Raw genomic sequence first — 14,062 nt, forward strand, 5'->3', positions numbered from 1 at the left:
GGCGTCTTTGCCTGTTCTTATGCGGGTTCGGATCGGGCGACTGCGCCGGATTCACCGCTATTGCCCAATGTTGTCGATCGTCGTTGACCGAGGTGGGTTGAGAGGGAGCTTGCAGGGTCTGTGCCAAACAGTCGGGCAGCCTACTGCACCGGTCCCTGGCATCAGCCAACTGCGCCGAACACCTCGCTCAGCGCCTCTCACTGGTGCGCCACGCTTCATAAATGTGCACCCCGACCGCTTTTGTAGTAGCGGGCTTGTCGAATCGTCGCACCGCCCGCTCACCACACGCCAGATGAAAAACCTGGCGCGTGACTTGCTAGGAATACTTCAACCAAGCAGTCAACGCTGATTGCTCTCTCACGACAAAGGCGCCGTGTAATCCCCGTTTTCAACGGAGGGTTACAAGGCGCCTTTTTTGTTTACGGGGTTACGGATGGCAAACCAAAACGTGCGCAGCGTGTGCCCTTATTGTGGCGTGGGCTGCGGCATCGTCATGCAGGTCGAGCACAACACAGTGGTCAAGGTGATCGGCGACAAGGCCCACCCCACCAACTTCGGCCGGCTGTGCACCAAGGGCACCACCTGCGGGCACGCCATCGCCGAGTCCGGCCGCATGGAAAGTGCCTACGTGCGCCAGGCGCGCGATCACGACCCGGTGCGCATTGCCATGGACAAGGCCATCAGCGAAACCGCCGCCCGCTTGCGTCACACCCTCGATACCCACGGGCCGGATGCGCTGGCTTTCTACGTGTCGGGCCAGATGTCGCTGGAATCCCAATACCTGATCAACAAATTGGCCAAGGGTTTCGTGCGCACCCCCAACATCGAATCCAACTCGCGCCTGTGCATGGCCAGCGCCGGCAGTGGCTACAAACTGTCGCTTGGCTCCGACGGGCCGCCGGGTTCCTACGAGGACTTCGACCGCGCCGACTTGTTCTTCGTGATCGGCGCGAACATGGCCGACTGTCACCCGATCCTGTTCCTGCGCATGATGGACCGGGTCAAGGCCGGCGCGAAGCTGATCGTGGTCGACCCCCGACGCAGTGCCACGGCGGACAAGGCCCACCTGTTCCTGCCGATAGGGCCCGGCACCGACCTCGCCTTGCTCAATGGCCTGTTGCACCTGCTGGTCAAGAACGGCCACACCGACCCTGCCTTTATCGCGGCCTTCACCGAGGGCTGGGAAGCCATGCCCGCGTTTCTGGAGGACTACTCGCCAGACCGGGTCGCCGCCATAACCGGCCTTGCCGAAGCCGATATCCGCCAAGCCGCCGACTGGATCGGCCAGGCTGCCGAGTGGATGAGTTGCTGGACCATGGGCCTCAACCAGAGCACCCACGGCACCTGGAACACCAACGCCCTGTGCAACCTGCACCTGGCCACCGGTGCCATCTGCCGCCCCGGCAGCGGACCGTTTTCCCTGACCGGGCAACCCAACGCCATGGGCGGGCGCGAAATGGGTTACATGGGCCCCGGCCTGCCAGGGCAGCGCTCGGTGCTGGTCGAGGCCGACCGCGCCTTTATCGAGGACCTGTGGCAGATCCCCCACGACAGCCTGCCGCGCCAGGCTGGCGGCGGCACCGTGGCGATGTTCGAGCAGATGGCGGCTGGGCAGATCAAAGCCTGCTGGATTATCTGCACCAACCCGGTGGCCAGCGTGCCCAACCGGCAAACGGTCATCAAAGGCCTGCAAACCGCCGAGCTGGTGATCACCCAGGACGCTTTCCTCGACACCGAGACCAACCGCTACGCCGACATCCTTTTGCCTGGCGCGCTGTGGGCCGAGGCCGAAGGGGTGATGATCAACTCCGAGCGCAACCTGACCCTGATGCAAAAGGCCGTCGAGGCCCCCGGCGAGGCCCTGCCCGACTGGCAGATCATCGCCAGGGTCGCCTGTGAGATGGGCTTCGCCGAGGCCTTCACCTACGCGTGCGCCGCCGACGTCTTTGAAGAGATCAAACGCGCCTGGAACTCCAAGACCGGCTATGACATTCGTGGCGCGAGCTACCCGCGCCTGCGTGACAAGCCGCTGCAATGGCCCTGCGCGTCAGATGACGCAGCGGACCGCAACCCGATCCGCTACGTGAAGGACGGCACGCTCGCTTTCGCCACTGAAAACGGCAAAGCCCAGTTCCTCGCACGCCCCCATATGCCGCCGGCGGAAATGCCGGATGAGGCGTTTCCCTTCGTGCTGAATACCGGCCGCGTGCAGCACCAATGGCACACGCTGACCAAGACCGGCAAGGTCGCCACGCTGAACAAACTCAACCCTGGCCCCTTCGTGGAACTACACCCCGAAGACGCCGCCCGCCTGGGTATCAAGGACAAGGACCGGGTTGAAATACGCTCACAGCGTGGCCGCGCCGTACTGCCTGCGGTAGTCACCGACCGTGTGCGGGCGGGCAACTGTTTTGCGCCGTTTCATTGGAACGATGTGTTTGGCGAAAACCTCGCGATCAACGCCGTGACCCATGACGCCGTGGACCCGATTTCCCTTCAGCCGGCGTTCAAGTTCTGCGCCGTCGCCCTGGCCCGGGTCGAACTGATCGACCACCTGTTTCTGGACGTCCACACTCCCAGACCAGACGACAGCACCTTGTCGCGCCTTAACGCCTTCGCCGACATCGTCGGCATCCGTCATCTATCGCCGCCGCCACTGAGCGACAGTGAGCGCACTTACCTCGCCGGCTTCCTCAGTGGCCTGCAATCCAGCGCCGCGGGCCAGACTGGCGGTGTACCGACGATGCCGGCGAATGCGCCATTGGCAAGGGAATCCAGGCTGTGGCTGGACGGCCTGCTTGGCGGTTTGTTCAGCCGTACAGACGCCATCGCAGCGCCCTCCCCGGCAGTCACGCTGCTGTGGGCGTCGCAAACCGGCAACGCCGAAGCCTTGGCCGAGCGTTTTGCCAAACGCCTGCGCGACGCTGGGATCACGGTGGAACTGAGCGCGATGGCGGACTTCCCCGCGAGCAAACTGGCGAGCACTCACACCCTCGCGCTGATCAGCAGCACCTTTGGCGACGGCGACCCACCGGACAACGGCGAAAGTTTCTGGCACAGCTTAAGCACCGCCGAAATACGCCTGGAATCCCTGCGCTTTGCGGTGCTGGCCCTGGGCGATCCCAATTACGACCAGTTCTGCAACCACGGCAAGCAACTCGACCAGCGCTTGCTGGAATTGGGCGCCACACGCCTGCTGGAGCGTGTCGACTGCGACACCGAATTCGAGGAACGCGCCGATGCCTGGCTGGTGCGGTTCCAACACACCCTAAACCCGGCAAAGCCCATAGCGCCGGCCACGCCAGCCGGTAAAACCAAGCTGTACGGGTCACGGCTGCTGCTCAACCGGCACCTGAACCCCCACAGCGCCCACAAGGAAACCCGCCAGTTTGCCCTGGACCTGGCTGACTCCGGGCTCACCTATGAAGCCGGTGATGCCCTCGGAGTAAGGCCGCGCAATTGCCCTGAACTGGTCAGCGAACTGCTCGACCTCATCCGCCTGAGTGCGAGCACGTGCGTGAACATCGACACCTTCGGTGATGTGCCGCTGCAACAGGCGCTCACCCAGCACTTCGAAATCGCCCGGCCGAGCAGCGACACCTTGGCCTTCATCGCCGAGCGCAGCGCCAACCCAGGCCTCAAACACTTGCTCAACCCCGAGCACAAGGCCGAACTGAATGACTGGCTGTGGGGCCGGCAACTGGCGGACGTGCTGCAGGCATACCCTATCGATTGCGCCGCGGACGAACTGCTGGGCACCCTCAAGCGCCTGCAGCCACGCTTGTATTCGATTGCCTCGAGTGCCAAGGCCTACCCGCAGGAAGTGCACCTCACAGTGGCCGCCGTGCGCTATGGCAAGCGCAAAGGCGTGTCCTCGACCTTTCTCGCCGACCGCGCGGGCGACGCTGAGGTGCCGTTGTTCGTGCAGCCGTCCAAACACTTCCGTACACCCAGCGATGGCGACGTGCCGATGATCATGATCGGGCCTGGCACCGGCGTCGCGCCGTTCCGCGCGTTTTTACAGGAACGCCGCGCCTTGGGGCATCAGGGCCGCAATTGGCTGTTTTTTGGCGAACAGCACGCGGCCAGCGATTTCTACTACCAGGACGAACTGCAAGGCATGCAACGTGACGGCATGCTCACTCACTTGAGCCTGGCGTTCTCCCGCGACCAGCCGCAGAAGGTCTACGTGCAGGACCGCATCCGCGAACAGGGCGCCGAGCTCTGGCGATGGCTGCAGGACGGCGCCAAGCTGTACATCTGCGGCGACGCCAGCCATATGGCCAAAGACGTCGACCAGGCGCTGCGTCAGGTCGCGCAAACCCACGGCGGGCTTGGCGTGGAAGCCGCCGTGGATTACTGGCGGCAGTTGAGTGAACAGAAGCGTTATCTGCGTGATGTGTATTGATTGGATACAGAACAATAAGCAGTTTGTATTGTGTACAAAAAACCCTAAAGTTTTATCGCAGAAGGGCCGAAACATCAGGGATAGCAAATCGCCGTGCTTGCGTGATGGAGAACGATGATTTGGCAACCCTCTACGCTGATGGTCGTCTCGATGAAAATAAAAAATAAGTTGGTGCTGGCATTCGTCTCTGTCGCGTTTATACCGGTAAGCCTGGTGGCTGTGATCTCGGTCATGAACACGCGGACCCAGGCGGTGGATCAGTTTATCGACGGCAGCACCCGGGAAATCCGTCAGATCGATGGCAATATCCGCCAGTTCTTCGACGGTACCCTACAGAACGTCGATCAAATGGCCACCGATCCTGTATACACATCAGTTAACACGCTGAAAAACTACCAGCCCGCCGACGCGGCCAGCCAGCCCATGCCAGCCGAGGCACAAGCCGTCATCGACCGATTCGCACGCTTTGGCGCCACGCACCCAGCGGCGGCGATCCTGTCCATCGGCCTGGAAGATGGCACCTATGCCAAATGGCCGGATGACCCGCAACTGTCCAAGTACGACCCGCGCACGCGCCCCTGGTACAAAGCGGCCATGGCCAGCCCCGGCAAGACCGTCCGTACGCCCGCCTACTATTACGACAAAGACGACGTGGCGTTGGTCGGCACCGCACGGGCGCTGTTGGATAACGGCAAAGCCAAGGGCGTGTTTGTGGTCAGCGTCTCATTGAAAAACCTCACCGAGCTGGTCAAGAGCATCAAGCTGGGTGAAAGCGGCTACGTGATGCTGATCGAAGACGGCGTGGTGCTGGTGGACCCGCGCGACGCCGCCCACAGTTTCAAACCGCTCAAAGACCTTGGCGCCGCCTATGCGCAACTCGCCGACACACCGCAAGGCTCCACCGAAGTGGAAATCGACGGCGTGCGCTACATGGCCAACGTGTGGACTTCCCCCAGCCTTGGCTGGCGCTACATCGGGCTGATCGAGCAGCGTGAAGTCATGGCTGAAGCCACCCGCATGACCTACCTCACCGCGATCATCGTCGGCGTGCTGGTACTGATCTTCGGATTGATTGCAGCCGCGTTCTCCAAGGTCATCGTCAAGCCCATTGGCCAGGTCAGCACGGGCTTGCAGTCCATCGCCGAGGGTGAAGGTGACTTGCGCCACGAACTGCAGGTGCAGGGCAAGGATGAAACCGCCGAACTGGCCGGTTGGTTCAACAAGTTTCTCGCAGCGATTCGCCAACTGATCCAGCATATCGGCGCGGCTTCGGCCAATCTGCAGAACGCCTCCAAGGTCAACAGCGAGGTCGCGCACAACATGAACGAGGCGGCGGGCCGGCAACGTGAGGCGGTTGAATTGGTGTCCACCGCGTTCAACGAAATGGTTGCCACCGCCAACGAAGTCGCGCGCTCATGCAGCGGCGCAGCGGAGTCCGCCGAAAACGGGCACCGTCGCGTGGCCGAGGGCAAGCAGCAGATCGAGGTCACTACCGATAACGTCAACCGCTTGGGCCGCCGTCTCACCGAATCGTCCCAGGCCATGATTGAACTGGAGGCCGGCAGTCGCAGCATCAACCAGATCCTCGGCACCATTCGCGCGATTGCCGAACAGACCAACCTCTTGGCGCTCAACGCTGCCATCGAAGCCGCCCGCGCCGGTGATCAAGGCCGTGGCTTTGCCGTGGTGGCCGATGAAGTGCGCGCACTGGCCAAGCGCACGTCAGACTCCACCGGCGAAATCGAGCAACTGCTTGGCACCCTGGAAAACAAGACCCAGGAGGTCACGCAAAAGATGGGCAGTTGCCTGGACCTGTCGCGGGCCAGCGTGTCTTCCATCGAAAGCGCGCGGGACAGCTTCGAAGGCATTCAACTGTCAGTGAACGAAATCCGCGACCAGAACCTGCAGATCTCCGCCGCCGCCGAGGAACAACACAGCGTGGCAGAAGAGATCAATCGGCATATCCAGCAGATCTACGACGAGGCACGACTGGTGGAAAGCCTGGCCAACTCGGCGCAGGACGATTCGGGGCGGTTGTCCAACCTTTCGGATGAGTTGAATGGGTTGGTGGGACGGTTCAAGTCTTAGGACCCGTGTGCTTCGGTTGTACCTGCGAACGCAATTTCAGCAGCGGCGCCGATCAAATGTGGGAGCTGTCGAGCCCCGACGAGGCTGCGAAGGCGGCGGTATTGCCAACCTAACGATCGCCTGACACACCGCTTTCGCAGCCTCGCTAAAGCTCGACAGCTCCCACAGGATATCTGCTTTGGATTTCGCCTATACCGGCGAACACCAGCAGAACTACGCTCGCTGTAAAACCATCCAGCTCAGAAAGGCCTGAAGTCGGGCTGAGAATTTTTCGCCGTCGGCACTCGGGTTTCGGGCTTCAAACAGGAAGAACGCCACGTTAACCATCATTGTCGGATGCCCCTGGACGAACAGCGCAACGTGCTCTTCGAGTGTCTGCGGCCACGTCGCCGCATCCTGCGAACGCAATACATGGGTCGCCCTGATCAGCTTGCGTGATGCTTCGCGCTGCCAGCGAAGTCGCTCCCGCTCGGAGTCGGCGTCTGCGATGCGTGCGAGGTAGGCGGTCAATACCGGTTCAAAGTCACGGTTCATGGCCAAGGCAATGTCCACCGAAGGCCGAAACCGCTCAATGTGCAGCGCAAGGTCCTCACCCCACACGCAACGGCAATGGTGCTTGAGCCAGAAGCCCCAGCTCTTGCGGTTTTCCGCCGCCACTCCTGCGACAGAGCGGTGCAGGCCTCCTCAAGCAATGGCTGAAACTCGCTCTGCACGGACGTTTCGAGGACGGTGAGGATGAAACCTTCGGCGTCGACCCCTTTAAAATGCGCTGCACTCACGGGCGATGCACCTCAATCACCAACCCCTCCTCCTCACTCGGCACACAGAAGTGGCGTGTGATCAGGTCAAACTCGGCATCCGTCGCCGCAAAATCGTGCTCACCGTGCGCATTACGCGCATGCAGTCGAGCGCGGCAGGTGTCGTCGTCCAGTTCCAGGTAGTGCAAGCAGTGTGGCACCCCGGCGGCCTGCGCCAGTCCCAGCAGCCACTGGCGGTTAGCCAACGTGTTAGCCGGAAAATCCAGCACCACGTTGACGCCCGACTCCAGCAAACCTACCACCAGCGGCCCCAACACCCCGCGGATGCGTTGGGCGCAGCGCAGGTAATCCGCCACCGATAAAATTTCGCCGGGATACAACTGTGCAAGCCACGGGTCCTCGCTTAACCGCATCGCCGCGTGTTCAGCGCTGAGGGTGCTGGCGAGCGTTGATTTGCCCGACGCTATCTTGCCGCATAGCAGATGCAGGGTTGGCATGAGTAAAGGTTCCCTTTTTTAAACTGAACGTCGCTTGAAAGGCTTATAAAACGCCCAAGCTGCCACATTCTTGTCCTTGGACTCCAGCATGATGTCGAAACGATCGAAAAACTGCAGCGCGTAGTCGTTGGTCCAGCGGTTCCACATGTGTGCGCTGTGGGCATACAGGTCGCGCTTGTAAGCCACCTTCAACAGTGCGTCCACTTCCAGCGTGTGCTCGGCGTCGAAACCGAGCCCCTGCAAGACTTCCTGGGGCTGGGAGTAATGCAGGCTAGGCCGCACGCCCTGTGCCGAATGGTGCGAAAAACATCTCGACACCAATCCCTAGTGAACTTTCTGATAAACCAAAAGCTCCTCTGCTATGCGAAGTCACCGCGCCCTGACGCCAGGAGCGCTGAACAATAAGGAGCCGCTACCCCCATGACTACCCTCCCCGCCTACTACGCGACAAGACCTGGCCCGCTGCATTCGATAGTGCTCGCCGGCAGCGTGCCGCTGTTTCTGGGTGCACTGCTCAGCGACATTGCCTACGGCCAGACCTACCAGATTCAGTGGGCCAACTTCGCGTCCTGGCTGATTGCCGGCGCACTGGTGTTCAGTGGATTTGCGCTGTTGTTCGCGCTGATCAATCTATTGCGCGCCGAGCGTAAATCCGGGCGACCAGCCGCGTATTTCCTGCTGTTGTTAGCCGCCTGGGTAGTGGGCCTGGTCAATGCCTTTCAGCATGCCAAGGATGCGTACGCCATGATGCCCACGGGCTTGGTGCTGTCGGCGATTGTCACGCTGCTGGTATTCGTCGCAACGTGGATCGGCCTGACTAACCTGCGCTCGGGAGCTGCCCAATGAAAACGTCCAGCACGCTGACCCTATTAAGCGCTGCGCTGTTGCTGACCGCATGCGGTGGCGAAGGCGACAAGACCCAGGCCCGCGGCCCAGACCCCAAGTTGCCGGAACAGCAAAGCAGCCTGTTACCCAGCATGAAGATTGCCGAGCCCGTGCCTTGGGGCGAGCAGAAACCCAAGGTACCGGACGGCTACAGCATCTCCGCTATCGCCACTGACCTGGCCATCCCACGCCAGACCCTGGTGCTGCCCAACGGCGACATCCTGATCGCCGAAGGCCGTGGCGGCAGCGCGGCCAAGCTCAAGCCCAAGGATGTGATCGCCAGCCTGATCAAGGCCGAAGGCAACACCAAGGTCAAGGGCGGCAACCGCCTGACCCTGCTGCGCGACGCCGACGGTGACGGCACCTACGAACTCAAGACCGTGTTCGCCGATAACCTGAACGCGCCGTACGGCTTGGCCTTCGCCGACGGCAAGCTGTATGTGGCCAACCAGGATGCGCTGGTGCGCTTCGACTACACCGACGGCCAGACCAAAGCCAGCGGCGCGCCCATCAACGTCACCAACCTGCCGGCGCAGATCAACCACCACTGGACCAAATCCCTGGCCGTGAGTGCTGACGGTCGCCAGCTCTACGTGGGTATCGGCTCCAACAGCAACGTGACCGAACGCGGCATGGAAGTGGAGATCGACCGCGCGATGGTCTGGCAGATCGATGCCGCCACCGGCGCGCACAAACCTTACGCGACAGGCCTGCGCAACCCGACGGCGCTGACTATTCAGCCGGACACCGGGCAACTGTGGACGGTGGTCAACGAACGCGACGAACTCGGCCCGGACCTGGTGCCGGACTACCTCACCTCGGTGCGTGAAGGCGCGTTCTACGGCTGGCCCTACAGCTATTGGGGCCAGAACGTCGACCCACGGGCACAGCCACAGAACCCGGCCAAAGTTGCCGCCGCGATCAAGCCGGATTACAGCCTCGGCTCCCATGTGGCGGCGCTGGGCGTGGACTTTTCCATCGCGCAAATGGGTGAGAAGTTTGCCGATGGCGTATTTGTTGGCGAGCACGGCAGTTGGAACCGCGACAACCCGGTGGGCTACAAGGTGATCTTCGTGCCCTTCAGCAACGGCAAGCCTTCTGGTGAACCCATCGACTTTGCGACCGGTTTTCGCGGTGACGACGGCAAAACCCGCGGCCGGCCGGTGGGTGTGACGGTGGACCCGAAAGGCGCGCTGATCATTGCCGATGATTTGGCCAATACCGTGTGGCGAGTGACACGTAACCCCTAGCCGTGCACGACAGGGGCGGATAACGCCCCTGTCATCCGTCCTTCAGCAGTTGCGCCTCGAGCCAGGCGAGCAGCGCCGCCACCTCGTCCCGCCTCCCAGCCGCTTGATGCCGATAAACCGAAATAGCTTCGGGCAAGTGCACGCTCTCGGCGCACGGCCTCACCAGCGCGCCACTTTCAATCAAGCGGCTCGCGGTGCGACGCCAGCCCATGGCAATCCCGTACCCCTCGACAGCGGCCTGCAACATCAGTGGGTAGCTGTCGAACGTGGCACTGCGCGCGTCCCCCGCCAGCCTCTGGCCAAACACCTGCAGCCACTCATCCCACTCCATCAGATGCGGCGGCGGCGCGCTGTGGTGCAAGAACGTATGATGCTGCAATGCATTCAGTGACAGCGGTTGCTCTACGGCCAGGTAGAGCGGACTGCACACCGGAAAGACCTCGTCCGAGGCTGTGAATATCAGCGGATGAGCCCCGCTGGCGCGCCGCGTGCTTTGCAGTGCAACGTCAAAGGGGTCGTTGAATTCAGTCAAGGGTCGAGTGGCGGTCACCACCTGGATTTCGATATTCGGGTATTGCTGGTGAAACGTCGATAATCGCGGCATCAGCCAATAAAACGCCTCACACAACTGGCAGAGCAGCACCACGCGGTTGCTGTGGTGCACCGCGCGCAGGCGGGCGGCGCCGTCACCGATGCGGCGCAGCGCCTCGCCGATCACACGCCCCAGCTCGCGCCCCTCTGGCGTGAGGAACACGGCACGATTGCGGCGCTGAAACAGTTTGATCCCGAGGTTATCCTCGAGCCCACGAATCTGCCGGCTGATCGCGGCCTGGGTAATGTGCAGCTCATCGGCTGCCTTGGAAAAACTCTCCAGGCGTGCCGCCGCTTCGAAGGGCAGCAAGCTGGCAAGGGGCGGTAAGGTTTTGCCGAGCGCATTCATAATCTTTGGTTATGTATCCATGGCTGAGAACTCGTTTGTAGCACGGCCGTGCGGCTGGGCACCATGCGTATCCATTACTTAATGGATAACCCGGATGAACTCTGCACCCGCGTCAATACTTGTCGGACTGTTCCTTGCCGTGATTGCGACCCTCGGCTGGGCGCTGAACTTCATCACCCCCTACGTTTCCGGCGAATACAGCCTCTACGACCTGATGCTCGTGCGATTCCTGTTCGTCGGCGGGCTGGGCGGCGGTTGGATACTCCTGAGTCGCGCCCATTTGCACCTGATTATGCCTGGCCAACGATTATTGGCAGGCGGGCTGGGCGCGCTGGGGTGCCTGGGTTATGGCGTGTGTATCGCCGCCGGCGTGCACTTTGCCGGGCCGGTGCTCACGCCGGCGGTGATCGGGACGGTGCCGGTGCTGCTCGCGTTGCTGGGCAATGCGCGGCACAAGACCGTCGAATGGCACCGACTGATCACCCCCTTGTCGTGCCTGATGACAGGGCTGGCATTGTCGAACGTCGGCAGCCTTCATCAACCGTCGTTGAGTGCCGATTCGTGGCTGGCGGGGTTGTTTTGTTCGCTGGGTGCCGTGGCGTTATGGCTACTGTTCAGCGTGCTCAACCAACAGCACCTGATGCAGTTGCCGGCTCAGGCGACCGGGCTTTGGACCGCGTTGATGCTGGCCGGTGCCGGCATCGCTGCGCTGTGCCTGTGGCCGATCATGCAGGCCCTGGGGTTGCTGAGGCTGCCAGTCCTCGGCGCTGGGCTTGAACAGGCAGCGCCGTTGTATGCCTGGGGCTTGGTCATCGCCGTGATGTCCACCGTGGTCGGCGCGTGGGCCTGGAACGCTGCAACGCGTCGCTTACCCATGGTCCTGAGCGGCCAGTTGATTGCCCTCGAATCACTGTTCGCCACCCTGCTCGGCCTGGGCTTCGCAGGTCGGGGCCCGACACTCATGGAAGCGGCAGGCCTCGCGGCGGTGCTGATCGGCGTGGTGATGGCGGTGCGCATCATCCTGATAGCCAGGCCCGACACCGCCTCGTCCATGCCAATTACAGGTCAGTGATTTCCTTGTGACGCGGCACCAGTGCCTTCATCACACTCCAGGCCACCAGGTAGGCCAGTGCGCAAATGGCGAACATGATCATGTAGCCGGTGTGGATGTCGTTGATGGACTTGTAGTAGTCGAACACCCAGCCACCGATCTTGGTCATCACCACGCCGCCCAGGCCGCCGGCCATGCCGCCAATGCCGACCACCGAGGCTACGGTCTTCTGCGGGAACATGTCAGACACGGTGGTGAAGATGTTGCACGACCACGCCTGGTGCGCCGACGCGCCCACGCCGATCAGTAATACCGGGATCCAGAAGCTGATGTAACCCAACGGCTGCGCCAGCAGCACCACCAGCGGGAACAGCGCAATCACCAGCATCGCTTTCATGCGGCCGTCATACGGCGCATCGCCGCGCGCCATGAAGTAGCTGGGGAACCAGCCGCCGCCAATACTGCCCACCATGGTCATGCTGTACAGCACCGCCAGCGGCAGCACGATGTCGGGGCCCTTCATGCCGTATTGCGCCGACAAGTAGGTGGGCAGCCAGAACAGGAAGAACCACCACACGCCGTCAGTCATGAACTTGCCGAAAGCAAAGGCCCAGGTCTGGCGGTAAGTGAGCAACTTGAACCACGAGACTTTTTTCGCCACTGCGCCAGCGGGTTCAGGCGTGAAGGGCTGCACGGTCTGGTCGCTGCGGATGTAGGCCAGCTCTTCGGGAGACAGACGCTTTTGCTCGTCCGGCTTCTTATAGAGTGCGACCCACACCGCCACCCACACGAACCCCAACCCACCGATCACAATAAATGCCGCTTCCCAGCCCCATAAACCGGCAATCAACGGCACGCAGATAGGCGCCAGGATGGCACCGACGTTGGCCCCGGAGTTGAAGAGGCCGGTGGCGAGCGAGCGTTCTTTCTTGGGGAAGTATTCGGCAGTCGCCTTGATCGCAATTGGGAAGTTGCCCGCCTCGCCAATCGCCAACACTGCACGGGACAGCATGAACCCCGCAATCGACACAGGAATCACCGCCAACCCAATCGCGCCGCTGATCGCCGCGATGCTCTCGCCCATCGGCACCGAGAACGCGTGCATGATGGCGCCTGTGGACCAGATGCCAATCGCCAGCACGTAGGCTGCCTTGGTGCCGATCTTGTCGACAAAGCGCCCGGCGAACAGCATGGAGATCGCGTAGACAAACTGGAAAACTGCAGCAATGTTGGCGTAGTCGGTGTTGCTCCAGCCAAATTGCGTCGACAGCTGCGGCGCCAGCAGGCTGAGCACCTGGCGGTCGAGGTAATTGACGGTGGTCGCGAAGAACAGCATCGCGCAGATGGTCCAGCGATAGTTGCCTACAGCTTGGCCAACGCGGTGGGCGTGGATGGGCTCGTTCAAGTTCATGGCATCACTTTTTATTTTTGTTAGGCAGGACATATGTAACGTCATATGTCGTCGTACAACTGCGGTTTTTATATCGGGACGCCCACACGGTGTCAATCTGAAATATTGCCGTTTATCGCGGTATTACGCAGCTATGTGATAGATCAGGCAAAAGCAGTTGTAGGATGACAAATGCGAAACACCAGGCTCGGCGACTTGCCCGGCACATCGTCAAGCGCGCCGAAAGGCTGCATGCCGATCTTTTCCAGCACGCGGATCGACGCTGCGTGGTCCGGTCGTACCAGGCCAAACACTTCGGGCACGCCCAGGGTGTCAAATGCCAGCGCCAGCGCATCGCAGCCAAGTTCGGTCGCGTAGCCCTGTCCCCAGGCTTGCACTGCAAACCTATAACCCAGGTTGACGCGCTGCTCGGTCAAGTAGTTGAGTGGCGCTATCCCACCGAAGCCGATGATGTGTTCCGGCGCCTCATTTCGCGCAATCGCCCACCAGCCATAACCCTCAGCGGCCCACTGCCCTAGCCAGCGATCCAGCAGGCGTTGCGCCTCGTCGAGGGTGGCCATGGGGCCGGCAGGATTAAACAGGTTGGTCTGCGGGTCGCCGAAGATCGCGAACAATCGCTGCACGTCTGCAGGCTGTGGTTGACGGTAGATCAGGCGGGAGAAAGTCGTTGGCATAGAAATCGCTCCGTTGTGAACCGAAGAAGTTCAATGCATCTGCAAAAAAAAGCAAATAACGCTGAATTATTTCGTGTCCGCTTGTATCTGAACTGACAGA

At 61.5% G+C, this 14,062-nt stretch carries 10 protein-coding genes and 2 pseudogenes; 6 read left to right on the forward strand and 6 right to left on the reverse strand.

Annotation, left to right across the window (positions count from 1 at the left end):
* Positions 1 to 433 precede the first annotated feature (433 nt).
* The 3 genes and pseudogenes from AACY30_RS15690 to AACY30_RS27525 all read left to right on the forward strand — a co-directional run bounded on the left by AACY30_RS15690 (position 434) and on the right by AACY30_RS27525 (position 6,496).
* Complete coding sequence (locus AACY30_RS15690) at positions 434 to 4,408, forward strand: bifunctional nitrate reductase/sulfite reductase flavoprotein subunit alpha (protein ID WP_339540644.1); 3,975 nt, start codon at positions 434 to 436, stop codon at positions 4,406 to 4,408.
* Positions 4,409 to 4,639: 231 nt separating this feature from the next.
* Positions 4,640 to 5,641, forward strand: a pseudogene (locus AACY30_RS27520) (cache domain-containing protein); the annotation flags it as partial.
* 87 nt (positions 5,642 to 5,728) lie between these two features.
* Complete coding sequence (locus tag AACY30_RS27525; RefSeq protein WP_445261440.1) at positions 5,729 to 6,496, forward strand: methyl-accepting chemotaxis protein; 768 nt, start codon at positions 5,729 to 5,731, stop codon at positions 6,494 to 6,496.
* Between the two features lie 213 nt (positions 6,497 to 6,709).
* Here the strand turns inward: AACY30_RS27525 and AACY30_RS15700 are convergent, their stop codons facing one another.
* The 3 genes and pseudogenes from AACY30_RS15700 to AACY30_RS15710 form a co-directional block, all read right to left on the reverse strand.
* A complete protein-coding gene (locus AACY30_RS15700; protein ID WP_445261436.1) occupies positions 6,710 to 7,153 on the reverse strand; it encodes a hypothetical protein in 444 nt (147 codons plus the stop codon).
* 118 nt (positions 7,154 to 7,271) lie between these two features.
* Positions 7,272 to 7,751, reverse strand: a complete 480-nt coding sequence (locus AACY30_RS15705) for an AAA family ATPase (RefSeq protein WP_339540645.1) — start codon at positions 7,749 to 7,751, stop codon at positions 7,272 to 7,274.
* 18 nt (positions 7,752 to 7,769) lie between these two features.
* A pseudogene (locus tag AACY30_RS15710) lies at positions 7,770 to 8,045 on the reverse strand (UV damage endonuclease UvsE); the annotation flags it as partial.
* Positions 8,046 to 8,171: 126 nt separating this feature from the next.
* Between AACY30_RS15710 and AACY30_RS15715 the strand changes: the two are divergent.
* Positions 8,172 to 8,597 carry a DUF2231 domain-containing protein gene (locus tag AACY30_RS15715; protein WP_339540646.1) on the forward strand — a complete coding sequence of 142 codons (426 nt, stop codon included), beginning with the start codon at positions 8,172 to 8,174 and terminating at the stop codon, positions 8,595 to 8,597.
* Positions 8,594 to 9,886: a PQQ-dependent sugar dehydrogenase gene (locus AACY30_RS15720; protein ID WP_339540647.1), complete on the forward strand. Its 1,293-nt coding sequence runs from the start codon at positions 8,594 to 8,596 to the stop codon at positions 9,884 to 9,886. Before AACY30_RS15715 ends, AACY30_RS15720 begins: the two co-directional genes overlap by 4 nt.
* 31 nt (positions 9,887 to 9,917) lie before the next feature.
* Here the strand turns inward: AACY30_RS15720 and AACY30_RS15725 are convergent, their stop codons facing one another.
* A complete protein-coding gene (locus tag AACY30_RS15725) occupies positions 9,918 to 10,826 on the reverse strand; it encodes a LysR substrate-binding domain-containing protein (RefSeq protein WP_339540648.1) in 909 nt (302 codons plus the stop codon).
* A gap of 94 nt (positions 10,827 to 10,920) precedes the next feature.
* Here AACY30_RS15725 and AACY30_RS15730 point away from each other — a divergent pair, with 94 nt between their 5' ends.
* Positions 10,921 to 11,898, forward strand: coding sequence for a DMT family transporter (locus AACY30_RS15730; protein WP_339540649.1), 978 nt, complete (start codon positions 10,921 to 10,923; stop codon positions 11,896 to 11,898).
* Here the strand turns inward: AACY30_RS15730 and AACY30_RS15735 are convergent.
* Positions 11,885 to 13,288, reverse strand: coding sequence for an MFS transporter (locus tag AACY30_RS15735; protein WP_339540650.1), 1,404 nt, complete (start codon positions 13,286 to 13,288; stop codon positions 11,885 to 11,887). The genes AACY30_RS15730 and AACY30_RS15735 overlap by 14 nt on opposite strands.
* 143 nt (positions 13,289 to 13,431) lie before the next feature.
* Positions 13,432 to 13,962 (reverse strand): GNAT family N-acetyltransferase, encoded by a 531-nt coding sequence (locus AACY30_RS15740; protein ID WP_339471615.1) that lies wholly within the window; start codon positions 13,960 to 13,962, stop codon positions 13,432 to 13,434.
* Between the last annotated feature and the right edge of the window lie 100 nt (positions 13,963 to 14,062).

This window comes from Pseudomonas sp. RA_5y_Pfl1_P24 (genome assembly GCF_963970945.1).
GTDB lineage: Bacteria > Pseudomonadota > Gammaproteobacteria > Pseudomonadales > Pseudomonadaceae > Aquipseudomonas > Aquipseudomonas tritici.